Source organism: Collinsella sp. AF16-8 (genome assembly GCF_003462695.1).
Lineage (GTDB): Bacteria > Actinomycetota > Coriobacteriia > Coriobacteriales > Coriobacteriaceae > Collinsella.
The window spans coordinates 107,356-130,911 of record NZ_QRXX01000002.1 but is presented as its reverse complement, the minus strand read 5'-3'; the positions used below and the strand labels follow the sequence as shown (position 1 = coordinate 130,911).

Here is a 23,556-nt window from a genome sequence, read left to right as displayed (position 1 = left end):
CGGCTAGGCCGACGAGCTGCAAGTTCTTGGTCGCGGGGGCAGGATTTGAACCTACGACCTCCGGGTTATGAGCCCGGCGAGCTACCAGACTGCTCCACCCCGCAATGTCTGGACGCGCCTTTGCGCAAGAGAGTTATTACGCTCCCGCCTGCGCGATTGCAAGCCGGCTGCCCAAGGTTGTGAAGGTTGCTCCACATTCAGTCTTACCACGCGAACACTTTATCAAGTTTTCCAACCTCCACAGGCCCCCCGTACGAGCAGAGATATATTGGCGCCTCGCTGCGCTCCGCATCGGCCATGAGCAACCAATCCTCGCCTTCTCCCGCGCTCGGGGCACGCACAGTAGCGCACCCGTCGGCTACGATCTCCGGCACGGGACCACATATATCACCGTTGCGCGGGCTGTACCACCAGCACCATGCTGTCACCCAGCCCTCGGGCATCTGCAGGCACGCGGTGCCGCCGCTGGGCAAGTAAGCGAAAAGGCGCGCGCCATCTTCCGCACAACTCACCTGCACATGCGCAGCCAAATCATCCGTCTCAGGCGAAACCACGGCATGCGGACACGGAAGGGAGCCAACAACACCAGACTCATCGAGGAAGGCTCGCAGATAGCGCATCTGATTTGCTCCCTCGGCGTCGAGCGCTTCAAACCAATCCACGTGAAACATATCATTTCGTTCCTTCTCGGCAATGGAGCTCCACACCGAGCAGTGTCCATAGGTAACTCCAAACGCCCCGGCGAGCACCGACCAGTACGCTCGGCGTCGCACCATCCATGCCCCGTGACGTGGACCGGTCGGCGGCCAACTCGTGGGCATGTCCTCATACGCAGGCTCGCCATCCCAAACGGGACGCGCGGAACCAGGCTGTTCATCCTCCGCCTCGACAAGCTTCCAACTGCACACGCCTGGGCCATGACCCGACTGCAGCATGGTTAGCGCAAGCCATCGCTCGTCATCGCCCCAATAGGTAGAAGACGAGCAGTGATTTTGGTCTTCACAACTTGGATGATAGGCAAGGGGCAACCGGCGCCACGCCTCGCGGGGCGCATCAGCGGGCAGCGGGCTGCCGAGGACGCCCTCGGCAAGGCCCTCTGCCATACGCCGCCACACCGAACGGTAATCAACACCGCGGTGAACCGGCTGCCGGTCGCCGCCCAAACACCACACGATGTTCTTTCGTGAGGCATACCGCGCGCCAATCCACTTGCCAAAGTCGTAGGCGTTCTCGTCGGTCACCGTTATACCAAACGTGCCACCCATCCAGTTGTCGCCTGTCACCAACTGTCCCCACACAGGAAGCAGAAGCACGTGAAAGCCGTAGTGTTCAGCACGATCGAGCACCCAATCAAGATAGGAAAAATAGCGCTCATTGGGATGTTCGAGGTCACCGTTGATAAGTGCTGGCTCGCCCGCGGGTGAGCGCATGAGTGCATCGCGCTCGGGGTCAAGGGCAACCATCTGCAGCACAGTAAAGCCCTGCTCTTTACGGCGACGCAGATAGTATTCCACGTCATCGGCTTTTATACGCTGCGGCAGCGTCCAAGCGGTGTCGGCTATCCATGTAAAGGGCGCGCCGTCCTCCGTCACAAGATACCTGCCGTTATCACTTACGCGCAGCGCCTGCATACGCCATCTCCCCTTTCCTTCGCAACACCGATATAGGCGCCGCGTGCCCATCTCCTTGCACGAACGTATCTACATCCGCCCATTGAGCGTGCGAACCACATCCGCGTACACGCGCGCGCTTGGCTTTGCGATGCGGTCGTACGTACCGTCACGACGATCGACCTCATAAAGCCCCAGTCGACTGTCAAAAGCAGAAATCCACTCAAAGTTGTCCATAAGCGTCCAGTGGAAGTACCCCAGCACTGACAGCCCGCGCCGCACAAGCCCCGCAAGCGCGGGCAGCGATGCGCGGATGAAGTCGCAGCGCAGATGATCGTCCTCGGTAGAGATGCCATGCTCTGTAACCACGACTGGAAGGCCCGTGAGCTCGTGGATGTAGAGCACTGCACCCGCAAGCGAGCCGGGCTCCACCTGCGTGCCCATACCGTTGATGGGCTGGGTAGGATCGGGTGCGATGAGCCCTTCGTCGCCAAAGACCATGCGCTCGTAGTTCTGCACGCCGATGAAGTCATCCCCTTGAATGGCATCAACCCACTTGCCATAGCAGAGTTCGCGCTTACGCTCGCAAATTGCACGGCCGGCGGGTGTGGCCCAGTCGTCGTCCACTACTGAAAGCGAGAGTCCCACAGGGGTACCCGGCGCTACCTCACGCACCACCTCCACAGCACGGCGATGAGCGCGCGCCATAGCCTCGTCCATAGCGTCGAACTCGTCGATGTCCTGCACGTTGCCCGCACGGTAATGCGCAACGCCCGCCTTTGCCGCTGCGGCATGCAGCACCACCTGCTGGAAGGCAAACGCCTCGGGAGGCATCGCACCGTTGGCGAGGAGCTGGTTGAGGTTGGGCTCGTTAAGTGTCACCACCGCAGCGGCGCGGCCGCGGGCGAGCTCCATAACGCGCCGCACATGCGCCGCAAAGAGGTCGACGGCGTCGGGCGCGAGCCAACTACCCCGTTTGGCAAACCAATGAGGACAGGTAAAGTGGCAAAGCGTGAGCACCGGCTGAATACCGCGCGCCAGGCAACCATCCATCAGGCGGTCGTAGTGATCGAGGGCCGCCTGGTCGATGACGCCCTCCTCCTGCTCGATGCGACACCACTCAACGGAGAAGCGATACGCGTTGAGCCCCATCTCAGCAACACAGTTGAGGTCGTCCTCCCAACGCTCCCAGCTGCGGCAGGCGTCTCCCGCGGGCTCCTTAAAAACCGTCGGCTCCACATGCTCCAAGAAGGTGGTGTCGGCAGCCGCGTCGCCGCCGTCGGTCTGGTGGCCCGCCGTCGACACGCCCCAGAGGAAGTGGTCGGGTTTATTCATATTCATCCTTTCTCTATGGTGCACCACCGTTACAGCACGGGCGTCCGAAGCCAGATGGCGCCCCCGCTCTTAGCTGCGACTTGCGCAACATCCTAGTCCTCGCAGCAGTTTTCAAAATTCACCAACTGCACGTGTTTCTGTTCGATCCACTGCTCAAGCTCCTCACTCACCAGAAACGCCGTTTCCATGGGACGAATCAAGGTAAAGGACGAGTGGTCGAGCACATATTGATCCAGGTACCCCGGGTGGAATACGAGCATGCTGCAGGCGTGACGCGCAATGTCGGCCTCGTCGTCAAACAAGTACTTGCGCGGATCGTACAGGCCTCGATCATCGAGGTGATAGGGTTTTGCACACACCACACCCCACTTCTCACTCCAGACCGGATCCATGGGGTTGATATAGAAGAGCCCATTGCGCTCCGCGACGTTCTGAAGTGCCTGAAAAAACGTCGGGGAGAACACGGCATGGCCCTCAAAGTACGCCGGGTCGCGCCCGGTCAGCGCACGAAACCGATCGAGCTGCGCCTGTATTTCGCGCTCCGCTTCCTCGAGCACGATGGTGTCCTCCGTGCGCGCCCTGATGGTTCTGCTAGAACAGAACTCCCCGTGTTCATCCACGAGTGAGGGAATGGACGCGGGGTCAGAAACCGGCTTACCAAGACAGATGTTTGTATGTTGCCCCACACTCACACCGCTTGCAGCAACGAGGTCGAAGCCGTGGGAGGCAGCAGGCATGTTGGGCATGAGCCCAACGCTCTTAATCGGTCCGCAAGAAATGGCTTTGGCGATACCGTAGTTGATGCCCTCGCTCATGCCCAGGTCGTCTGCCCTAAAAATGACCTTCATCCCAAGCGCCTCCTTTACGCGCACAGCGAGAACAGACTCACTTTGTGCCATCGGTTGTACTCTGCCGTTTGCCACCCATGGTATAGGACGTCCCCGTCCGCTCAAGGACGGCTTTTTCCGCGCACAATCCGGTAAATGAGGCAATTGAGCTGCTAGGCGCAGCGCTCGTATAGTATTTCTATCAACGATATCTGAATGCGGCGAAATGCCCCGATGCCCTAGGGGGCGACATGGATAGGGAGCTCCTCAATCTTCTTGAGCTCATCGAGCAGAGCGACTATGTAACGGCAGAACAACTTGCCCAACATATTCAAAAGAGCGAGAAGACGACGCGCACGCGCCTTAAGGCGCTCCGGCAGAATCTTGCAGAAAGTGGCGCCGAGCTTGTCTCCAAGCCACGCCACGGATACCGCCTCGAGATTAACGACGCTGAGCGCTACCATGCCTGGCGACAGCGTAGCCTACAACGCATTGCCCGCCACACGCCTGAAACCGCCGAAGAGCGTCTTATGTATCTCGTAGAGCGCTTCATAAGCGGATCGTTCTTCAAGCTCGCGGACGAGTCGGAAGCCTTGTTTGTCTCTACCAAGACACTCTCGCAGGAAATTCGCCATGCAGAGTCTATCCTTACACGCTCCGGCCTCACGGTGGAGCGTGTCCCTGGATACGGGATGAGAGCCATCGGAGACGAATTTGCCTTCCGCAAGGCAATCATGCACTGCTTGCGATTCCATACGGTCGGTTTTGATGATTGCCGCAGCGTACAAGATCAAGCCGCGGCAATCATCGGAGATCTTGTCGTGCAGACCTTTGCTGCCGAAAACGTCGTAATGTCCGAGGCTGCCCTCGAAACATTCATTCTCTATCTCGTGGTGTCAAGCGCACGCTGCCACCGTGGCCACATCATAGAGGACGTTTCCGGGCGAAACGCCTGGGAAGGCGCGGAGCATGACCGACATTGCGCGCACGTCGTTATAGAACAGCTGGAAGAACACGACATCCCGCTTGACGACACCGAAGGCGAGGTCCAGCTCATAGCTGCCTTCGTTGCCGGCGGTGTCGTGCGCCACGACGCATTCGGACTCGATGGGAACCTCGTTATCTCGGAGGATATCCAGCGTCTCATCGACCCTATGCTCGATGCCATCTACGATATGTACGGCGTCGACTTCAGCGATAATTTGCGTCTGCGCCTTATGCTGGGAAACCATCTCATTGCATTTGATATACGCATGCGCTATGGCATCGAAATCACAAACCCCCTGCTTGCAGAAACACGACGCGCCTACCCCTTCGCCCACGCACTGGCGCAGCAGGCGGCATTGCCACTCGCTGCTCACTACGGACGCCCCGTATCCGAGCACGAGATTGCCTACTTCACCATAATGTTTCAAATGGGACTCGTCATGCAGCGACGCATTCCTCATAAGAGCCGTGTGCTCCTGGTTTGTGCGACGGGTAAATCGAGCTCGCGCTTTTTTGCTTATCAGTTTGAAGAAGCATTCGGCGATTACATCAGCGAGCTCACCGTCTGCAGCGTCTTTGAGCTCAACCACATCGACCTCAATACATTCGACTACATCTTCTCGTCCGTCCCCATTGACCGAGCGGTTCCCAAGCCCATCATGCAGGTGAACAGCTTCCTTGAGGCGCGCGATATGAACCGCGTACGTCGTAGACTTGAACTGGGGGATAGCTCATATCTACGCCGGTTCTACCGGCCAGAGTTCTTTTTCACGGGCCTCACGTCGCGGCGTCGAGACGACGCGCTCGCCGAACTCTGCGAACTCGTCCGACAAGTGCGACCCCTACCGGACAACTTCCTCGGCTCCGTGTTGGAGCGTGAGAAACATGGAAGCACCGATTTTGGTAACCTGGCAGCTCTGCCTCATCCCGTAGAGGTGCTTCCCGACGAAAACCTCGTGGTCGTGGGTGTTCTCAAGCGCCCCATCCGTTGGAAAACCAATGACGTCCAACTCATCATCCTTACGTCGATCTGCGACTCAACCGCAGACGAGACCCAACGATTCTATCAGACGACCGCACGGCTTCTTACCGACGAGAAGCGGGTACGCTGCATCGTAGAGGGTGGCAACTACGAAACCCTCATGCGTGCCCTGTGCGGCTAGAAGGAAGGGGTGCGCATGGCGTTACCAGCTGATTTTCTATGGGGAGCCGCTTTGGCGGCAAATCAATGTGAGGGGGCCTATCAAGAAGACGGCAAGGGTCTCTCGGTTGCCGATGTGATGACCGCCGGCGCGGTCGATACGCCTCGACGTATAACGACCGACGTTGAGGCAGGGGTCTACTACCCGAGCCACGACGGCGTGGATTTCTATCATCGCTACAAGGAAGACATAGCGCTCTTTGCCCAGATGGGACTCAAGGTCCTGCGCCTCTCCATCGCATGGAGCCGCATCTTCCCCGAAGGCGACGAGATCGAGCCCAACGAGCGCGGCCTCGCTTTCTACCGTAGCGTATTTGCCGAGCTTAAGCGCTACAACATAGAACCTGTTGTTACGCTTTCGCATTACGAGATGCCACTTGGCCTCGTGAGAAAGTACGGGGGTTGGCGCGATAGGCGTCTCGTGGACTTCTTCGCGAGGTACTGTGATATATGCTTCCGGGAGTTCGGCGATACTGTGCGCTATTGGCTCACGTTCAACGAGATCAACGTTGCCGAGTACAATCCGTGGTCGCCCACCGGCATCAATAAGCGACCGGGAGACGAGGGCTATTGGCCCACCATCTATCAGGCGGTCTACCACCAATTTGTCGCAAGCGCTAAGGCGGTCATCCGAGCGCACGAGATCGATCCCGGCCTCAAGGTCGGTTGCATGACACTCGCGGGCATTGTGTATCCAAAAACCTGCCACCCGCTCGACGCGAAGGCGGCAGACGATTTCCAAAACGATATGCTCGCCTTTGCGGATGTGCAGGTGCGCGGCTATCTCCCCTCCTTCTTAAGCAAGGCCATGGGGCGACGCGGGGTTACCCTTGTGCGCGAGGCGGGAGATGACGAGATTCTCCGCGCCGGTACGGTAGACTTCGTTGGCTTTAGCTACTACTCATCGATGGTGCAAAGCGGCACCGAAGCCGACGCCGAAAAGACAGGCGGCAACATGGTGAGCGGCGTGAAGAACCCCTACCTCGAAACGAGCGCTTGGGGTTGGCAGCTCGACCCCATGGGCCTGCGTCTGACACTCCGCCTGCTTTACAACCGCTACCAAAAGCCGCTCTTTGTGGTAGAAAATGGCCTCGGCGCAGCAGACGAGGTGGTAGATGGGCGCGTTGATGACGACTATCGCATCGCCTACCTTCGCGCGCACATAGCTGCCATGATCGACGCGGTCGATGAGGACGGTGTGGACCTGATGGGGTACACGCCCTGGAGCGCGCTCGACCTCGTCTCCGCCGGCACGGGAGAGATGAAGAAGCGCTACGGCTTCATCTATGCCGACCGGGACAACGAGGGCGCTGGCACGCTTGAGCGCATTCCTAAAAAGTCATTCTTCTGGTATCGCGACGTCATCGCATCGAATGGTACGAACCTGTAATTCGCCAATCAGTCACACGGCTGTTTATGTCACATGGACAAGCGAGCGCAACGCTGCCTTGTTGCGCTCGCACAACAACAGAAAGGATATTGCACCATGACTCCCGATGAAGAACTGCAAGTTTTTAAGCTCATCAGCACGGCAGGCACTGCAAAGAGCGCCTACATGGAGGCCATCAAGCACGCGAAAGATGGCCGAGCAGATAAGTCTCCCGCCCTCATTGCAGATGGCGATGCAAACTTTCTGGAAAGCCACGACGTTCATCTGGAAATGATCTCCTCCGCAGCTCAGGGAGTCAATGCCCCGGCATCGCTTATTCAAGTTCATGCAGAGGATCAGCTCATGACGACCGAGGTCACCAAGGCTTTTGCACGCGAGCTGGTTGACCTGTACCGCATGATCGACGCCATGCAGAACCGTATCGATGAACTGGAGAAGAAGGTCAACGCAGCGTAAATCTTGTGCGCCATAACCGGCTAGAGATAATCGGCAACGCCAAGTACAGGGCCCCGGGCATTCAGCCCGGGGCCCTTCTTGTGGGGAGGCGTCGTCCTTGTGGTGGAGGTGTCGTCCGCGCCGTCCAATCCATACGGCGCTACGAATCGAGCCCGCGCAATACGCGGCGTCGGTATACAAAACGAGGTGGGCAGCGCTTCTGCAGCACCTCCCACCTCGCAAAACAAACGCGGCAATATGAAGGGGACTTGTTACTATGCCACCTGTGCTTCCTGCTCCGCCTTGAGCCTGGTGGCGTCCATCGCCTTGATAAACGGAATCCAAATCAAGATATCGATGATGAGAAACACGACCTCAGCGATGGCAATGCTGATACCACCGGAAAGCATGCCAGTGATGACCACCGGGATGTTGAACGGCAGGATGCCGACGCATTTTGCCACAATACCCAGGGACTGCAGTGCGTACATTCCAATGACATTGACAAGAGGCGTCACGATAAACGGAATAGCAGCCACGGGGTTCAGCACAATGGGGAGGCCGAAAATAATCGGCTCGTTGATGCCAAAGAAACCGGGCGCCAGCGCCACCTTGCCGACCGTACGCAGCTGAGCGGAACGGGCGACCAAAAGGATGGCAATGGGAACGGCGGGGTAGGCAATTGCGATGGTCGTAATGTAATTGAAGTTCATACCGATGATGTTGGGGAGAGCCTCGCCAGCAGCGTAGGCGGCCTGGTTGGCACCATCGAGCATCATGAAGAGCGGGCCGATGAGGCTCGTGATAAAGCCGGGATGAATGCCGAAGCACCACAGCAGGCACATGATCACGCTAATGAGAACAACGGAAGCGATGTTGCCGCCAATCAGGCCCTGGATGGGCATCTGGATGAGAGCGTAGAAACAGCTGAACGCGTCGCCCCAGGGAGTCAGCGCAAAGATCATGCGCACCACGATAGCGCACAGCGCAATGGCAAACGCGGGAATGAGCGAAACGAAACTGTTGGACACAAAGTCGGGCGTGCCAGTGGGCATCTTAATAACAATGTTCTTAGAAACAATAAGGTGGAAGAGCTTCGTTGCAAGGAACGCAATAACGATGCCCAAGATCATGCCTTTAGTGCCCAGATAGTCAAAAGCAAGCGACGTCACACCATCTTCTGAAGTCAACGTAGGCATCAGCGCAACATAGACAACAAGGGCGAGCACACCGGCGGCAGGAGCCTTAACCCCGATGTTCTCACCGTACGAGCGCGCAACACCGTAGGTGAAGAACAGGCCGAGCATGTTGGTGGTTGCGTTCACCACGGCAGAAAGCGCCACATTGACGCCGCTCGTTGTAAGGAACTCCTGATAAGCCGGAATGGGAATGCCCGAGAACAAGCTTGCGAACGATCCGACGATGATGATGGGGAACATCGACATGATGCCCGACGAAATCGCCTGGAGAATCGTATTTTTGCTGACAGCGTTACCCCAAGAAGAAATCTTGGCAATGATACCGTTAATGGATGCCATGTGCGACGCGCCTCCTAGTTCTCACCCATAAGGGATTTGGCCTGGGCAAGCGCAGCGTTGCCATCCATCGTGCCGTACGCCACCATGTCAATGACGGTAACCGGCACGCCCGGGCATGCCGCGCGAACTTCATCGGCTTGGAACTGAATCTGAGGGCCCAGCAAAATGCAGTCGGCATCCGAGGCGACTTCTGCCGCCTTATCAGTGGAGTAAGCGGCAATGGCGCACTCGAGGCCCTCGGTGGCGGCGGCATCCTTCATCTTCTGAACCATGAGGCTCGTAGACATGCCGGAATTGCACAAGAGGATAATCTTCTTCATCGGCTTCCCCTTCTCGTTATCGTTATCGTGGAACCGTTCGAAGTGCATGCGAAGCTTCGATGACACCACTATATGAGGGGAAGTACGGCCACTCCATAGCCGTTCTTGCCACGTTCGAATCCGGCAAGGGTGGGTAGGCCCCTTTAGCGCTTGAGCTTTTCCTCGCGGGCGACGAGGGCCTGCTTGAGCGCACCGAGGTCGCGCTCGGTGCGCTTGGCGCGGCGCGACAGAACAAACGCGTAAACCGCAAGTGCGAGCCAAATGCCCACATAGGCAGCTATAACAAAAGGAGCGGCCGGGAGAACTCCTCGAACGGCACGCCGGTCCAGCCCCTGCCCTCGAAGAAGTCGCACTTGAGCGTGCCGAAGAACCCCTCGGCACGCGCGTTGTCGGGGCTCCGGGCCCTCCTCGACATCGAGCGCCTGACCCCGGGCCCGCACGCCTCGCGCCACTCGCGCCCCATGTAGACGGCGCCGCCGTCGTAGCGCTTGCATTGAATCGCCCACCATTCCCCCGCCTCGGCGGTCTGGGCCATGAGGTCGATTCCGTTGTCTTGGGTGTCGTGGACGGGACAATCGTCCCATTCGAGTGCCTGGGCTATCGTCCCGACACGGGAAAGAACAGCGCGTAGAAGGGGTCGTTCTTGAGATAGCAAACGCAGGCCGCCTCGTACTTGTCGCCCTTCTCCTTGGTCGTTGCCGACCCGTTGACGATGGGATCAAGGGCATCGTAGACGGTCTTCATATAGCGATTCCCTTGTTGTTATTCAGACGTCACTATTTTAGCTAAGGACCGCCGGAACTCTTTCTAATTGGAGTTTATCGGTCGACAAGTCAAACCGCCCGGCCCGCGATTATCAATGGTTTATATGCTTCACAAAATAAACTGCCACAGGATTCACCCGCAATTCACCCGCAAAGTAAACCAATAAAGAAAAAGCTCGGAAGCAATTATGCTTCCGAGCTGCAAGTTCTTGGTCGCGGGGGCAGGATTTGAACCTACGACCTCCGGGTTATGAGCCCGGCGAGCTACCAGACTGCTCCACCCCGCAATGTCTGGACGCCTCATGTGCGCAAGAAAGAATATTACGCGGGAGTTCGGTAAGCGGCAAGGAAAATCTCGTAGAGCATAATTCCTTCATATTTAGAACTCCTCAGCCCCTATCACCGTGAACGAATCGCAGCCGAGCGCCGCCGGCGGCGCGTATACAATGGTGCGCGTCCTTTTACGCCGACACCTGGAGTAGACATGCTGCTCGCTATCGATATGGGAAACACGCAGACGGCCATGGGCCTGTTTGACGGAGACGAGCTGGTGCAGTCGTGGCGCATGCCCACCGACCGCTCCTATACCGCCGACGAAATCCACGTGCGCCTGATGGGCTTCTTTAAGATGTACGACCTCTCGCTCGGCGCGGTCGACGCGATCGCCTTTGCCGGCGTGGTGCCGCAGCTCTCGCGCGAGTGGCACGCCGTGGCCAACCGCATCGCGGCAGACGCCATCGTCATTGGGCAGCAGACGGCGGCCGTGACCAAGCTGCGGGCGGCGCGTCCCCAGGCCGTTGGTGCCGACCGCATCGCCAACGCCGTCGCTGCCGAGACCTTCTACGGCGCTCCGGCGATCGTGGTGGACTTTGGCACCGCAACCAATATCGACGTTATCGACGAGGACGGCTATTACATTGGCGGAGCGATTGCGCCGGGCATCCGCATTTCGATGGACGCGCTCGCCGCCCGAGCCGCCAAGCTCGCTAGCGTTCCGCTCGAGGCGCCCGAGCACGCCATCGGCCGCGATACCGAGGAGTGCATCAAGGTCGGCGCCGTAACGGGCGCCGCCGCCATGGCCGAGGGCCTGGTCGCGCGCATGAAGCGCGAGCTGGGGCGCGAGGACGCCACCGTTATCGCCACGGGCGGCCTCGCCAGCATCGTCGCCGATTCGACTGATGCCTTCGACATAGTCGACGGCCAGCTCACCATCAAAGGCATCTGCGAAATCTACCGCCGCATGCAGAAGCTGGGGTAAGGCGGGGTTTAAGTCGAGCGCGAGCGGCGAACTAGGCAACGCATCGGTCCTATTCCTCAAAATCGAAATATTTTTCGATTTTGAGGAATAGGACCTTTTGCTAAGCCTCGCCGCACAACCACCTCGCCAGGTCCACGATCTGCACCCCATCGCGATCCGTGGCCTCGTGATGCGTGCGAGCAAGAATCATCTTGGGATACGCATCGCCAATGCTCAGCAGTGGCGAAATCTCGCGTTCAAACGTCTTATCCGAGCTAATGTCGTCGCTCACCTGGATATAGAGCTTCTCGCTCCGTTTGATTGCTACAAAGTCTATTTCCTTTTTATAGAGCACGCCGACGTATACCTCGTATCCGCGCCGCAGCAGCTCGATGGCCACCATGTTCTCGTATACGCGCCCCCAATCCATATCACGTGTACCAAGCAGTGCGTATTTGAACGCGTGGTCTGCCAGGTAATACTTCTCGCCGCTCTTAAGGTATTTTTTGCCGCGAATGTCGTACCGACGAACTTTATAGAAGGCAAACGCATCGCACAGGTACCCCATGTACGTGCCGACCGTCTTGTTCGTAATCTTTAGCCCATCCGCATTCAAAACATCTGTAATGCTGCGTGCCGACGTTATGTTGGAGACGTTGTCCATCATGTAATCGGCAATGCGCAGCAGTGCCGATTCGTTTCTCACATTATGCCGCTGCACGATATCCCTCACGATGAGCGTTTTGAAGACATTGGAAAGATATTGGTAGCGCTGCTCCTGCAGTGGATAAGGGTAAGAGCCGGACATACCGCCGGTTCTCGCATACTCATCGAAGTCGTGATCGACCTCGCCCTCGTCACTATAGAAGCGATACTCCTCAAACGAGAATGGGAAAACCTCGATCTCGAACGTGCGCCCCGTAAAGAGCGTCGACAGATCGCTCGACAGCAAAAAGGCGTTCGATCCGGTGGTGAAGATGTCGTACTGCTCGGATGCATGGAGGCTGTTAATCGCGCGTTCAAAGCCGTCGCACATCTGAACCTCGTCGATAAGCAGGAAGTTTTGCTTGTCGGACACTCGATGCTCTTTCACATAGGCGAGCAGGGCATGATATTCGAGCAGGCCCTCGAACTCGTCGAGGTTGTAATTGATATGGATGACATTCGAATTGGACAGATTTGCCTCCACGTAATCGCGGAGGGCCTCGAGCAATTTTGACTTACCGCTACGGCGAATGCCCGTTATGACCTTGATGTCCGGTACGCCAATAAGGCTCGTCAACGTGTCCATATATGACGTTCTATTGATGAGTTTCATTGGGCCCCCTCGCGGTCTTTTATCGCTATTCCTCAAAACTGAAAAATTTTCAGTTTTGAGGAATAGGCTCTGTAACGAATATACCTCGCGAAAGGCCGAGCTGGCTTAATCCTATTCCTCAAAAACGAAAATTATTCAGTTTTGAGGAATAGGATCGAGATGCCGCCCTGCAGTCACGCAGAAGCCCTCCCCGGTGCAAGCCGAGGAGGGCTTCTGTCGTCATCGTTATCTTTGAGCGCGGGCGCCTCGCGCTACAGACCGCGAATGCGCACGGCCTCAGGCGGAAACTCTTGCTCACTGGCGTCGGTCTTAATGGTCGCGCGGCCCCAGATGTCCAGGCCCGCAAACACGCCGACCGCGAGCGGCAGGCCGTTGGGCGACACCGCCGCGACCTGGCGACCCAACAGCGGCACCATATCGAAGTACTCACCCAGCACCGGGGCCAGCGGGCCGGCAGCGCCCTGTGGTGTGTTGGCGGCAACCGCCCAGGCGTCCACGCGAGCGAGCACCGCCGCGGCCAGTGCCTCGACCAGTACCTCATCGCCCATATCCACGCCGAGCTCGCCCAGCGCCGCACGCTCAACATCCACCGTCACCGCGGCAAACATGCCCGCGGCACCGGCACCGCCGTTGACGGCGACGCGCGCGAGCGACGTCTCAAACGCAGGCGCGCCGCACACGATGTCACTCGGCCACTGGATGCCCACTTTGCCGGCAAGCCCCAGGCCCGGCGTTGCGGCCGTGCCCGCGAGCGCGTCCATCATGCCCATTGCGGCCACAAACGGCAGACCGTGGAAGGCGTGCATGTTCACATCGGGGCGCACGACCAGCGAAAACGTCAGCGATGCATCGCCCGCGCTCCATGCGCACCAGCCCGCGGACACACCCTCGCGGCCCGCGACGCGCGCAGCGTCAAGCTCGGTACCGGCGGCTACAGCATTCGTCCCAATCATCTACATGCGCCCCAATTCGCCCACGATATGGCCCACGCGGTCCTCGGGCTCCTTGACCTCGACACCGTTGTAGCGGAAGAACCGTGCCGGGTCGTGCATCAGGTCTTCGAGCGGCACCAGCACAAAGTCGCGCTCGCCGATCAGCGGATGCGGCAGGCGCAGCTTCTTGCCGCCGTGAGTCTCGCCATCCATCCATAGCAGGTCCAGGTCGATGGTGCGCGGGCCGTTTGCCTTGGCCTTTTTGGAGCGGTCGCGGCCCAGCTCGGCCTCGATCTTCATGAGCTCGTCAAGCAGCACCAGCGGAGCCAGCTCGGTCTTGATCTCGATGACGGCGTTGGCGAACGCGTCCTGGCGCATCTCGTAGGCCGGCTCGCTCTCGTAGATGCGCGAGCAGTTGGACACGCAGGTAAGCGGGATCTCGGCAATCATGTCGCGCGCAGCACGGATGTTGTCGCAGCGATGCCCCAGGTTGGAGCCCACGGCCACAAACGCGCGGCGCGGCTGCGGCTTGGCAACGGCCCAGTAACCGTTCAGGAACTGCGCAAAGCCCGCAACGTCATGCACACGCACGATGTTGGCGCCGGCCTGGATGGCGCCCAGGCACACGCCAAACGTGGCGGCATCGCGCGCGGCGGCTTCGGTCACGCCCGAGACGGCTCCCACAAAACGTTTGCGCGACACGGCGCACATGAGCGGATAGCCCAGCGACGCCATCTTGGCGGTCTCGCGCTGGATGACGATGTCCTCGTTGGCCGTCTTGCCAAAGCCCGGACCGGGATCGATGCAGATGCGGTCGCGCGACACGCCGGCATGAATGAGCGTGCGGGCCTGGTCGGATAGAAAGCCCATGACACGGCGCATGATGGGCGCCGAATCGGGCAGGGTGAAGCGGCGGAGCTGAGAGGTGGGCACGTAGGCCTCCTCGCGGCGGGCGCTGCGGCGCATCATGGCCGCCAGGTGGTCATTGGGCTCCGGCGCGGGCTCAGGGGCCGTGGCGGCCTCGGCGACAGGGGCAGCCTGCTCGGCGACCGGCGTCTCCTGCTTCTGCTCGTCCACGGGCGCGGGTGCGGGCTCGGGCGCGGGTTCCGGATCTCCAAACGGCAGCGAAGGCTGCACCACACCACCCGGAAGCTTGGCCTCCGTCTTGGGCTCGCCCAGCAGCTTGCCACGGCGACGGCGGGCAGGCTTCTCGGCCTCGCGCGCAGCCTCGGCGGCCGCCTCGCGCGCCTTCTCGGCAACAAACGCCGCGGCCGAGGTATCGAGCTGCACCGTTGCATGCGTGCGGGTGGGCGCCGCGACCTCGCCGGCGTGCATCACGATGACGCCGCAGGTGCTCGTTGCGACAAACTCGACCATCTTGGGGTCGGTGAAGCCCGTCACGTCGTTGACGATCGAGGCGCCGCAGCGCACGGCAGCCTTGGCAACCGCCACGTGACGCGTGTCGATCGAGACGATGGCGCCCTCTTTGGCCAGCGCGCGCACCACGGGCAGCACGCGGCGAGCCTCCTCGTCGGGGTTGACCGGGGTAAAGCCGGGGCGCGTGGACTCACCGCCCACGTCGATGATGTCAGCGCCGGCGTCGAGCATCGCCAGGCCGTACTCGATAGCGGCATCCGCATCGAAGTGCTCGCCGCCGTCGCTAAACGAATCGGGCGTCACGTTGAGGACGCCCATGATGCGCGGACGGTCAAAGCTGAGCTCGTACTTTCCGCACCGCCATGTCTTGCTATCGTTCGCCATGAACATCCTCCTAAAATGCCCGCGCCGCCGCGCCTGGGCGCTGGCGGCGGGGCCGCTTTGCAATCAGTCTTTCTATTGTATCCGCGCGCGCGGGCTAGAACGCAAACGCAGCCGCGATGTCGCAAGAAATCAGCAGGTCGGCATTTGTATCCTGATCGGTGGGAGCAAGATTGCAAATGGCCAGCGTATCGCCGGTAAAGTAGCGCGTAAGGCCCGCCGCCGGATACACCACGAGCGAGGTCCCGCCCACAATGAGGGCATCGGCCGCGGCGATGGCGGCAACGGCACCGGTAAATACGCGCTCGTCGAGCGGCTCCTCGTAGAGCACCACATCGGGCTTGATGCGCCCGCCGCACGCAGGACACACGGGCACACCCGCGGCACCCTCGTGCTCGCGCGCGCAAATCCACTCGGCGCTATAGACCGCGCCGCACGCCTGGCAAATGTTGCGGTGGACCGAGCCGTGCAGTTCAAACACGCGCTGCGAGCCTGCCATCTGATGCAGACCGTCGATATTTTGCGTCACCACCGCATCCAGCTTGCCGGCCCGCTCCAGCTCGGCCAGCTTGGTGTGGCAGCGGTTGGGCTTGGCGCCAAGCGCGATCATCTTGGTACGGTAGAAGTCGAAGAACTCGGCCGGATGCGCCTCGTAAAAGCTGTGCGAGAGCATGGTCTCGGGCGGATAGGCAAACTGCTGATGATACAGGCCGTCCACGCTGCGGAAATCGGGAATGCCGTTCGCCGTGGAAACGCCCGCGCCGCCAAAGAAAACCACGCGCTCGTGGGCGTCGAACAGCTCCGCCAGCGCCGCGGAGGCCTGCTTGGGGTCCGATATTGCCTGCGTCATATGAGTCCTCCGTCCGTGTTGGTCGGGCCGCGTCGGGCGATGTCATGCACGCAGCCTTTGAGTCGGCACACGCGGAGCCCGCCGGCGCCCCTGTTGCGCTAATCTTAAGCCTGCCAACCCCGTCGAAAGGACACCATGCCTCAGACTTACACTTTTGCCTCGTGGAACGTCAACGGCCTGCGCGCCGTGCTCAAAAAGGACCCGAGCTTTATCCAGATCGCGCAGGAGCTCGATGCCGACATCCTGGCGCTGCAAGAGACCAAGCTGCAAGAGGGCCAGGTCGATATCGACCTGCCCGGCTATCACCAAACCTGGAGCTACGCCGAGCGCAAAGGCTATTCGGGCACCGCGGTCTTTAGCCGCCAGGAACCGCTGCGTGTGCTGCACGCCGATGCCCTGCTGCCCTACGCCGGCGAGGGCGAGGCGGCCGAGCTCGTAGCGCAGGCTGCAACCGAGGGCCGCGTCTGCGCGCTCGAGTTCGACAAGTTTTGGTTTGTCGACGTCTATACGCCCAATGCCCAAAACGAGCTCGCGCGCATCGACGTGCGCATGGCGTGGGACGATGCCTACCGCGGCTTTTTGGGCGCACTTGAGCGCGAGGGCGGCAAACCCGTCGTAACCTGCGGCGACTTTAACGTTGCGCACGAGGAGATCGACCTTAAGAACCCCAAGTCCAACCGCGGCAACGCGGGCTTTTCGGACGAGGAGCGCGGCAAGTTTACCGAGCTGCTCAACGCCGGCTTTACCGACACCTGGCGCGCGGCAAACCCCGACGTCGAGGGCGTCTACAGCTGGTGGAGTTACCGATTTAATGCGCGCAAGAACAACGCCGGCTGGCGCATCGATTACTTCCTGGTGAGTGACGCCATCGCCGGCAACGTACGCGACACCGGCATCCGCGGCGACATCTTCGGCAGCGACCACTGCCCCGTCACCCTCGCGCTAGAGCTCTAGCCCCAGCTGATCCCCTGGGGACGGAGGAAAACGAATCATTTTGGGCCTCGTGGGGGTATCCACGTGACCCATCCGCCACGAAACACGCCCATCTACTACGTTTAAGCCACCACCCTCAACCACAGCGAACAACGCAAAAAGAAAACCGCACGTAGAAAGCCTGCGGTTTTTCATAAAACGCGGTCATGGTCGGGACTATCAAGCTAAACGTAGTAGATGGGCCAGTTTCGTGGCAAGCGCCGCCAACTGATTCCCTGGGGACATCTGGGGACGGAAGAAAATGGATCAATTTGGCTCTCTGAGGGTCACGATGCCCGTCATATCAGCCGGCCATTCCAAAACTATGCCGGTTTACGGGGCTGAATCGCGAACCCCCAACCATATGCAATTCCGAGATAATAAAACCGCAGGTAGACGGTGTGCCCTATTTCGAAAAATGCTGGTATAGTCGGCCCGCGCCAATCTAGCCCCGTAAACCGGCATAGTTTTGAAATGGCACTTCGGCAGTATTGATTCCCGCCCCGGCGCAACCAGCCCTACAGCCCGTATTTCACGACGACACGGTTAATGCGACGGCACCAAGGCTTGTACAAGGCGGCCAAAAACACGCAGGTCGCAAGGCCGTGCGTAATATCGAACGGCACTGCCGTGGCAAGACGCGCCACGGCACCCGCCCAAGTAAGCGGCTGTACAAAACCAATGATGTCATACGCGTTGATCACGACGCCATACAGCAAGCCCGACGCAAAGCCATACGCCAACAGTGCCGGCATTCGCACGGTGCCGTCGGCGCGGTCGAACGCGCCCGCATGCGCCAGTGCGCCACCGATATAGCCCACCAGACCCCAGGCATACATCTGCCACGGCGTCCACATGCCCTGCCCAAAAAAGAAATTGCTGGTCAGCGCTGCCAACGCGCCAACCATAAAACCATTGCGGCGACCAAGCGTCGCCCCCGCGATAATGGCGATGGCGCTCACCGGTTTAAAGTCGGGAATGGGGCCAAACAAGATGCGCCCCGCCGCGGCCAACGCCGCCAACACCAGCGTGGGCATAATCTGGCGCAGGCCCGGGCGCGACGCCTCGTAACCCGCAAAGAACAGCGCAAGCACCAGCGCCACCACGACAAGCATGGCAAGCGCCGCCTGCTCAATACCTGCCAGCAACGCTGCAGCCATCACCGCAGGAACCGCCAGCAGCAGCGGGATTTCCATATGTTGCAAGACACGCGACAACGGCAGCCCCCATCAAACGAATGTCCGTTTATGGTAGCACGGGCAAAATGAGGCCGACCAATCCCCCGGCCGGCCTTGGCTGCCAGTCGATCAGGCTTTCGCCACGCGACCGGTCTTGGCGCTATTCGCCCGTAACTTTAGCGGCAATGGCCGCGACAAAGGGATCAAACAGCAAGCCGCCCACAACGACAAAGGCCCATCCGCCCACCACGAGGCGAACCCAACGCGAGAAAAACGGCACACCGTCGATAACGCCAACGCCTGACTGAAACGCGACTTCAAATAGCCCGATAATGCAGAAGAGCAGAGTAGCGCCCACAACGGTTCCGCAAATCCGTGCGCCCGGAGTGTTCCGATCAAAACCAAAAAACTCAACGCACGTCTCAATTGCTTTGCCAAAGAGCGGCAAAAAACCCACGAACTGTGCAATACCGATGGCCAGAATAAGCTGCCCCCAGAAACCAGTAAGTCCCTGAAAATCTAAGCCAGGCTTTCCCTCAACAATCGGCAGAAATGAACACATGAATAGAGGATTAACGATGCCGTTGAGAATGGTCACAGCGGTACTCTTTTTTAGTGTCAAGTAGACCAACTCCTTTTGCCCTTGTCGGCCAGGCCCAAAGGGCGAAAACAGGTGTTACATAAGTGAATCGGGAGACGGCAGGAATGGAGACGCCAGCGCCGTCGCGCCAAACAAAACAGCGCACCCAAATAGAAGCGTTTCATAGCTCTCGCCAATGCAGAAGGAGAGGGCCACGGGAATCAAAAACGTAAGCCCCAGCGAAACGGTGCTCACCACGCCACCGGCGCTTCCTGCAAGCCCCTCGCGCACCTCGGGCAACATGTAGGGTAGCGACTGAACGACCGGACCGGCGACGGCAGTCGAAACGCCAATCGCAAACATGAGCCCGACAGAAGGCTGAGAGACAAAAGCCTCTCCGGCCCACATAAGGGCACTCCCCGCCATTGCGGCGATGGCCATAAACACGCGATAGTCGCCAAATTGCGCTCGCGCGTAGGGACCGGCCACGCTGCCGACAATCGACCCAAGCGTCACGAAAGAGGCAAGAAGCCCGGCGACCTGGGGCTCGGTTGAAACCTCAAGTGCCGAGACAAGATAACCCGAGTACGCCGTAGCCGATGCAAGGGCGACTCCAAGCAGTATCGCCACGAGCCAAACCATCGGCATCTTGATTACCGTCGCAAACGCACTTGCCGACGACGAAGCAGGCTCCGCACCCTGAACGCCAAGGCCATCTGCAGCCTGCAGAACATCTGCCGATGGCGCAACCAGCAGCCACAGCAATCCAAACATGGCAAATAAAACGGCAGCAAGGGCATATGCTCGTCCGGACGTTGCAAAGAGAGGAGAGGTTGCAAGCGAGCAGGCGATTCCGCCCGACCCCGCAGCGTAGAACCATCCCATGGCCCTATCGGTTTCTCCGCCAAAAGCGGAACCAAGCACTTTTAGAACGATGGCATTCACGACGCATGGTGCCGCGCCCAGAAGCATGGTCGCTGTGAACAGCGTCGCAAACGATGCGCACTCCGCGCGAGCAACCGCTGCAATTGCAGAAATCGCCGATGCGATGAATACGAGCACCTTCACGCCATATCGATCGGCGCAAACGCCGACAGGCATGCCGAATACAACGGCAGGAACAAACGGGGCAAACAGGACGGCTGAAAACTCGGCCGAGGTCAGATGCAGGTCCGACACAACCAGATGTGCCAATCCCGACACCTGATACTGCGCGTAGTTCGCAGCAAACACGATGCCGCACACCACAAACAGCAGGGCATATTTTTCGACCGTCCCTTTGCTCACGTTCATCACCCTATCTATGCTTCATCCTTGCGATAGACGACGCGTCCGTTAAAGATCGTCGTCTCGACTTCGAGATCGCGAAGCGCCATCGGGTTCATTTCAAACGGATTGCCCGACAGGATGACGATATCGGCAAGCTTGCCGGCGGCAAGGCTGCCCAAACGGCGCTCAAAGCCCTCGACATATGCTGAGCCGAGCGTGTGCGCTTGCAGCGTCTCGCCGAGCGTCAGGGCATTCTCGCGGAAGTATCCCTCCGCCGGGTGCCCGTCAAACTCGCTACGCGTCACCGCAGCATACACGGTATCGATAGGATCGATTGACATCACCGCAGGCCAGTCAGTACCAAGCCCTAAGTGGATTCCGCCATCGGCCTCTTCCCTATAGCGCCACATGTGGCTCATGCGCTCTTCGCCAAGAGACTCCTCGTACACGCCCTGCCCAAGGCCTCCGATGGGATGCTGCGGCTGAATCGCAGCATTAATGCCCAGGCGCTTCATGCGAGCAATATCCTCGAGCTTCAGGTTATCTGTATGCTCGATAGCAAAACGCGCCCCCTTGTTGCCGCACACCTCCTCGGCACGCTCGACGGCATCGATAATCATCGTGGCCGATGCGTCGCCGATAGCATGGATACGAACATCGAAACCATTCTTGTTGGCCTCGAGCACCATACAGTCAAGCGTCTCCTGGTTGCACGCCGGCTCGCCGCGGAAGTCCTTTCCCGTGGGGGCGTTAAGATACGGCTCGTGCATGTAGGCCGTGTAGGCCTCGGGGCAGCCGTCCAAAATGTACTTGAGACCCGCCATGCGCACGCGCTCGCTGTGATGACGCGCACGCAGCGCCTGCGACTCTGCCATCGGAGCATCGAGCGCAGAATAGTAGCTGATGCGCAGCGTGCTCAGGTCCTCGCTCGCCAGTCGGTCATAGATGTCGTACACGCCGGGCGTGGTCACGCCCAAAGGATACATATCACCAATCGAAGTGATGCCGAGCTTGTTGAACTTGCGCATCGACTTGAGCAACGACGCATCAAGGTCCGGTTTGTTGAGCACAACATCGAGCAAGATGTTCGTCGCCTGGGGCTCGGACAGAAAGCCATTGGGCTCGCCGTTGTCAAAGTGGCGGATAAGGCCACCTTCAGGCGTCGGGGTATTGCGGTCGATACCGACCGCCCTGAGCGCGGCAGTATTGCACCACACCACGTGCATTGAAAAGTCCGAGAGCACGATTGGGCGGTCGATATCGAGCGCATCGAGGCTGCGGCAATCAGGGTCAGTCGGGTTTTCCCACGCGGGCGAATACCAACCCTGACCGTAAATCCACGGATTGTCAGGATGCTCGGCGGCAAATTTGGCAACAGCATCCACGCAAGCCCGCTCGCTCGGCAGAAACATCAGATCGCAACAGAAGTCTTCATCCTTCTGGATTGAGCCGAGCGCAAAGTGCATGTGCGAATCGTTGAATCCGGGCATGACCAGTTTGTTGCCGGCGTCAATGACCTCAGTATCGGGACCGATAAACGGCTGCACCTTGTCGGGCGAGCCCACAGCCACGATCTCGCTGCCGCGAACTGCAACGCATCCGGCGTGAGGCTCAAGTTCCTCGGCAGTAAACAACGCCGTCGTCTTAAGGACGATATCAGCGGGAACTACCGCCTCCATGGCTACTCACCATCCTTAGCGGCGGCAGCCTGCATGGCCTTGCGGCCGAGCTCGGGCAGGAAGAAAACCGGAACTACGGAAAGCAGGAAGCAGAGGCTCTCGAGACCCATGTTCACAGTGTAGTCGGCACCAGCAACGGCAGAGATACCGATGGGCAGGAAATAGCTCATGAGCAGGGAGATGGTGCCCACGATACCGCCAGCGGAACCGGCATACTTATCACCAATCTCGGGAAGGAGAACAGGCATGGACTGCATAATCGGGCCGTTGATGGCGGTAAAGAAGCCATTGATGACCAAAATCGTCCACAGAAGGAAGCCGACCGGGGTGTACCACGTCACGAACATCGATATGGCACCGATGAGAGTAGTGACGATGAGAAAACCCTTGAACTTTCCAAGCTTATCGCAGAACGCAGGCCCCACGATGCAGCCGAAAAAGCTGCCAACGGTAACAATTGCGGCCATGAAACCAGCAGTGGCGACGTCTATGCCCTTGCCAAGCTGAAGCGCCTGAGGCAGGAAACCGGCATAGGCAGTGGTAGAAGCAAGTCCAAAACCGACGCCAGCGGAGATTAGCCATACGCCAGGACTCTTGATAGCAACCTTAAGGTAGTCGAGCACGGGCTCGGGCTCGGGGAGCGATTGCCCCTCGGGCACATCTCGGTCAAGCACAATCCAAAGAACCCAGGAGATGGTCATGACGACAGCAGCGACCATATAAGAGTTAAAGACGCTGCCGAACAAGCCAGCACAGATCTGAGCGACAACGATGGCAACGCACGAAGCCGCGTAGAACAAGCCCATGGCGAAACCAGTCTGTTCACGGAACCAGGTGCCGAGCACCTTGATGAGGTTGGCGTTGAGTGCCGAGATTCCCATGCCAATCAGGAACATCGATGCCATCTGCATCGTGAACGAATCGAGCGTAAAGCAACGGAGAAAACCGCCGGCAACCGAAATTGCGGTGCAAACCGTGACAACTTTCTTAGAACCGATACGGTCACCAAGGGCACCCAGCGGAATTGAGAAGAAAACGGCGGTAAGCATAGGAACGAGGAACAGCATCGAAAAGCCGACGGTATCGATATTGAGCATAGGCATGACCTCGACGGCGAGTGCTGAGACCTGGTACTGCATGTAGTTAGCCATAAAGCACAGCAAGCAAACGACTGAAACAATCGCCCAACGCCATGAAGGAAGCTTCTCTTCCATGATGACTCCTTTAATAAGTCGGAATAATCAAACAGCTTGGAGAACCGGGCCCTGGCTCTTAGGTATTCATATTTTGCGATTGGCCCCTCACCGAAACCATTCGGCTAACGGCTTATCATCATTCGAAAAAAGGAGTAGTATCTCTACGCAAATTAACTAAAA

At 59.1% G+C, this 23,556-nt stretch carries 22 protein-coding genes and 2 tRNA genes; 5 read left to right on the top strand and 19 right to left on the bottom strand.

The window, feature by feature from the left end:
• Positions 1-27: 27 nt before the first annotated feature.
• From DWW73_RS02875 to DWW73_RS02860, 4 genes are all read right to left on the bottom strand, one after another.
• A tRNA-Met gene (locus DWW73_RS02875) sits at positions 28-104 on the bottom strand.
• A 99-nt stretch (positions 105-203) separates the two neighbouring features.
• On the bottom strand, positions 204-1,631 hold the full coding sequence (locus DWW73_RS02870; protein WP_158563774.1) for a DUF4038 domain-containing protein: 1,428 nt from the start codon (positions 1,629-1,631) through the stop codon (positions 204-206).
• Between the two features lie 69 nt (positions 1,632-1,700).
• Entirely contained in the window at positions 1,701-2,945 is a 1,245-nt protein-coding gene (locus DWW73_RS02865; protein WP_199413456.1) for a glycoside hydrolase family 1 protein, read from the bottom strand.
• 92 nt (positions 2,946-3,037) lie between these two features.
• Positions 3,038-3,793: a ChbG/HpnK family deacetylase gene (locus tag DWW73_RS02860; protein WP_117778687.1), complete on the bottom strand. Its 756-nt coding sequence runs from the start codon at positions 3,791-3,793 to the stop codon at positions 3,038-3,040.
• A 230-nt stretch (positions 3,794-4,023) separates the two neighbouring features.
• Here DWW73_RS02860 and DWW73_RS02855 point away from each other — a divergent pair, with 230 nt between their 5' ends.
• The 3 genes from DWW73_RS02855 to DWW73_RS02845 all read left to right on the top strand — a co-directional run bounded on the left by DWW73_RS02855 (position 4,024) and on the right by DWW73_RS02845 (position 7,806).
• Positions 4,024-5,922 (top strand): transcription antiterminator, encoded by a 1,899-nt coding sequence (locus tag DWW73_RS02855; protein ID WP_117778686.1) that lies wholly within the window; start codon positions 4,024-4,026, stop codon positions 5,920-5,922.
• Positions 5,923-5,937: 15 nt separating this feature from the next.
• Positions 5,938-7,350: a family 1 glycosylhydrolase gene (locus DWW73_RS02850; RefSeq protein WP_117756952.1), complete on the top strand. Its 1,413-nt coding sequence runs from the start codon at positions 5,938-5,940 to the stop codon at positions 7,348-7,350.
• Positions 7,351-7,446: 96 nt separating this feature from the next.
• Positions 7,447-7,806 carry a PTS lactose/cellobiose transporter subunit IIA gene (locus tag DWW73_RS02845; RefSeq protein ID WP_158563773.1) on the top strand — a complete coding sequence of 120 codons (360 nt, stop codon included), beginning with the start codon at positions 7,447-7,449 and terminating at the stop codon, positions 7,804-7,806.
• Between the two features lie 254 nt (positions 7,807-8,060).
• Here DWW73_RS02845 and DWW73_RS02840 read toward each other — a convergent pair whose 3' ends face one another.
• The 6 genes from DWW73_RS02840 to DWW73_RS02820 form a co-directional block, all read right to left on the bottom strand.
• Positions 8,061-9,323 carry a PTS sugar transporter subunit IIC gene (locus tag DWW73_RS02840; protein WP_117778684.1) on the bottom strand — a complete coding sequence of 421 codons (1,263 nt, stop codon included), beginning with the start codon at positions 9,321-9,323 and terminating at the stop codon, positions 8,061-8,063.
• Positions 9,324-9,337: 14 nt separating this feature from the next.
• Complete coding sequence (locus tag DWW73_RS02835; RefSeq protein WP_117778683.1) at positions 9,338-9,643, bottom strand: PTS sugar transporter subunit IIB; 306 nt, start codon at positions 9,641-9,643, stop codon at positions 9,338-9,340.
• A 143-nt stretch (positions 9,644-9,786) separates the two neighbouring features.
• Positions 9,787-9,912 carry a hypothetical protein gene (locus DWW73_RS10255; RefSeq protein WP_233509096.1) on the bottom strand — a complete coding sequence of 42 codons (126 nt, stop codon included), beginning with the start codon at positions 9,910-9,912 and terminating at the stop codon, positions 9,787-9,789.
• Positions 9,913-9,920: 8 nt separating this feature from the next.
• Positions 9,921-10,298, bottom strand: a complete 378-nt coding sequence (locus tag DWW73_RS10405; protein ID WP_158563772.1) for a restriction endonuclease — start codon at positions 10,296-10,298, stop codon at positions 9,921-9,923.
• A complete protein-coding gene (locus DWW73_RS10110) occupies positions 10,241-10,387 on the bottom strand; it encodes a hypothetical protein (RefSeq protein ID WP_158563771.1) in 147 nt (48 codons plus the stop codon). Before DWW73_RS10110 ends, DWW73_RS10405 begins: the two co-directional genes overlap by 58 nt.
• 230 nt (positions 10,388-10,617) lie before the next feature.
• Positions 10,618-10,694, bottom strand: a tRNA-Met gene (locus tag DWW73_RS02820).
• A 197-nt stretch (positions 10,695-10,891) separates the two neighbouring features.
• Here DWW73_RS02820 and DWW73_RS02815 point away from each other — a divergent pair.
• Positions 10,892-11,665, top strand: a complete 774-nt coding sequence (locus DWW73_RS02815; protein WP_117778682.1) for a type III pantothenate kinase — start codon at positions 10,892-10,894, stop codon at positions 11,663-11,665.
• A 100-nt stretch (positions 11,666-11,765) separates the two neighbouring features.
• On the opposite strand, the gene DWW73_RS02810 is transcribed toward DWW73_RS02815, so the two are convergent.
• The 4 genes from DWW73_RS02810 to DWW73_RS02795 form a co-directional block, all read right to left on the bottom strand.
• Positions 11,766-12,962: an ATP-binding protein gene (locus DWW73_RS02810; RefSeq protein ID WP_117778681.1), complete on the bottom strand. Its 1,197-nt coding sequence runs from the start codon at positions 12,960-12,962 to the stop codon at positions 11,766-11,768.
• Positions 12,963-13,213: 251 nt separating this feature from the next.
• The gene (locus DWW73_RS02805) at positions 13,214-13,915 is read right to left on the bottom strand and encodes a hypothetical protein (RefSeq protein WP_117778680.1); all 702 of its coding nucleotides are present in this window, start codon (positions 13,913-13,915) and stop codon (positions 13,214-13,216) included.
• The gene (gene folP, locus DWW73_RS02800; RefSeq protein ID WP_117778679.1) at positions 13,916-15,655 is read right to left on the bottom strand and encodes a dihydropteroate synthase; all 1,740 of its coding nucleotides are present in this window, start codon (positions 15,653-15,655) and stop codon (positions 13,916-13,918) included. It abuts the gene before it with no gap.
• A 94-nt stretch (positions 15,656-15,749) separates the two neighbouring features.
• Positions 15,750-16,502, bottom strand: a complete 753-nt coding sequence (locus DWW73_RS02795) for an NAD-dependent protein deacylase (RefSeq protein ID WP_117778678.1) — start codon at positions 16,500-16,502, stop codon at positions 15,750-15,752.
• Between the two features lie 135 nt (positions 16,503-16,637).
• Here DWW73_RS02795 and DWW73_RS02790 point away from each other — a divergent pair, with 135 nt between their 5' ends.
• Positions 16,638-17,456 (top strand): exodeoxyribonuclease III, encoded by an 819-nt coding sequence (locus DWW73_RS02790; protein WP_117778677.1) that lies wholly within the window; start codon positions 16,638-16,640, stop codon positions 17,454-17,456.
• Positions 17,457-17,992: 536 nt separating this feature from the next.
• Here DWW73_RS02790 and DWW73_RS02785 read toward each other — a convergent pair.
• The 5 genes from DWW73_RS02785 to DWW73_RS02765 all read right to left on the bottom strand — a co-directional run bounded on the left by DWW73_RS02785 (position 17,993) and on the right by DWW73_RS02765 (position 23,394).
• On the bottom strand, positions 17,993-18,691 hold the full coding sequence (locus tag DWW73_RS02785) for a DUF6580 family putative transport protein (protein WP_233509095.1): 699 nt from the start codon (positions 18,689-18,691) through the stop codon (positions 17,993-17,995).
• Positions 18,692-18,812: 121 nt separating this feature from the next.
• On the bottom strand, positions 18,813-19,250 hold the full coding sequence (locus tag DWW73_RS02780) for a hypothetical protein (protein WP_117778675.1): 438 nt from the start codon (positions 19,248-19,250) through the stop codon (positions 18,813-18,815).
• Between the two features lie 78 nt (positions 19,251-19,328).
• Complete coding sequence (locus tag DWW73_RS02775; RefSeq protein WP_158563770.1) at positions 19,329-20,519, bottom strand: MFS transporter; 1,191 nt, start codon at positions 20,517-20,519, stop codon at positions 19,329-19,331.
• A gap of 14 nt (positions 20,520-20,533) precedes the next feature.
• A complete protein-coding gene (locus DWW73_RS02770; protein ID WP_117778673.1) occupies positions 20,534-22,180 on the bottom strand; it encodes an amidohydrolase in 1,647 nt (548 codons plus the stop codon).
• A gap of 2 nt (positions 22,181-22,182) precedes the next feature.
• Positions 22,183-23,394: a nitrate/nitrite transporter gene (locus DWW73_RS02765; protein WP_117778672.1), complete on the bottom strand. Its 1,212-nt coding sequence runs from the start codon at positions 23,392-23,394 to the stop codon at positions 22,183-22,185.
• Between the last annotated feature and the right edge of the window lie 162 nt (positions 23,395-23,556).

What these genes read in the sequence shown, in the direction of transcription:
- DWW73_RS02845 (WP_158563773.1), top strand. Translation starts at nt 7,447, where the DNA reads ATGACTCCCGATGAAGAACTGCAAGTTTTTAAGCTCATCAGCACGGCA.
- DWW73_RS02790 (WP_117778677.1), top strand. Translation starts at nt 16,638, where the DNA reads ATGCCTCAGACTTACACTTTTGCCTCGTGGAACGTCAACGGCCTGCGC.
- folP (WP_117778679.1), bottom strand. Translation starts at nt 15,655, where the DNA reads ATGGCGAACGATAGCAAGACATGGCGGTGCGGAAAGTACGAGCTCAGC.
- DWW73_RS02805 (WP_117778680.1), bottom strand. Translation starts at nt 13,915, where the DNA reads ATGATTGGGACGAATGCTGTAGCCGCCGGTACCGAGCTTGACGCTGCG.
- DWW73_RS02815 (WP_117778682.1), top strand. Translation starts at nt 10,892, where the DNA reads ATGCTGCTCGCTATCGATATGGGAAACACGCAGACGGCCATGGGCCTG.
- DWW73_RS02795 (WP_117778678.1), bottom strand. Translation starts at nt 16,502, where the DNA reads ATGACGCAGGCAATATCGGACCCCAAGCAGGCCTCCGCGGCGCTGGCG.
- DWW73_RS02770 (WP_117778673.1), bottom strand. Translation starts at nt 22,180, where the DNA reads ATGGAGGCGGTAGTTCCCGCTGATATCGTCCTTAAGACGACGGCGTTG.
- DWW73_RS02810 (WP_117778681.1), bottom strand. Translation starts at nt 12,962, where the DNA reads ATGAAACTCATCAATAGAACGTCATATATGGACACGTTGACGAGCCTT.
- DWW73_RS10110 (WP_158563771.1), bottom strand. Translation starts at nt 10,387, where the DNA reads ATGAAGACCGTCTACGATGCCCTTGATCCCATCGTCAACGGGTCGGCA.
- DWW73_RS02850 (WP_117756952.1), top strand. Translation starts at nt 5,938, where the DNA reads ATGGCGTTACCAGCTGATTTTCTATGGGGAGCCGCTTTGGCGGCAAAT.
- DWW73_RS02840 (WP_117778684.1), bottom strand. Translation starts at nt 9,323, where the DNA reads ATGGCATCCATTAACGGTATCATTGCCAAGATTTCTTCTTGGGGTAAC.
- DWW73_RS02870 (WP_158563774.1), bottom strand. Translation starts at nt 1,631, where the DNA reads ATGCAGGCGCTGCGCGTAAGTGATAACGGCAGGTATCTTGTGACGGAG.
- DWW73_RS02865 (WP_199413456.1), bottom strand. Translation starts at nt 2,945, where the DNA reads ATGAATAAACCCGACCACTTCCTCTGGGGCGTGTCGACGGCGGGCCAC.
- DWW73_RS02855 (WP_117778686.1), top strand. Translation starts at nt 4,024, where the DNA reads ATGGATAGGGAGCTCCTCAATCTTCTTGAGCTCATCGAGCAGAGCGAC.
- DWW73_RS02765 (WP_117778672.1), bottom strand. Translation starts at nt 23,394, where the DNA reads ATGGAAGAGAAGCTTCCTTCATGGCGTTGGGCGATTGTTTCAGTCGTT.
- DWW73_RS02835 (WP_117778683.1), bottom strand. Translation starts at nt 9,643, where the DNA reads ATGAAGAAGATTATCCTCTTGTGCAATTCCGGCATGTCTACGAGCCTC.
- DWW73_RS02860 (WP_117778687.1), bottom strand. Translation starts at nt 3,793, where the DNA reads ATGAAGGTCATTTTTAGGGCAGACGACCTGGGCATGAGCGAGGGCATC.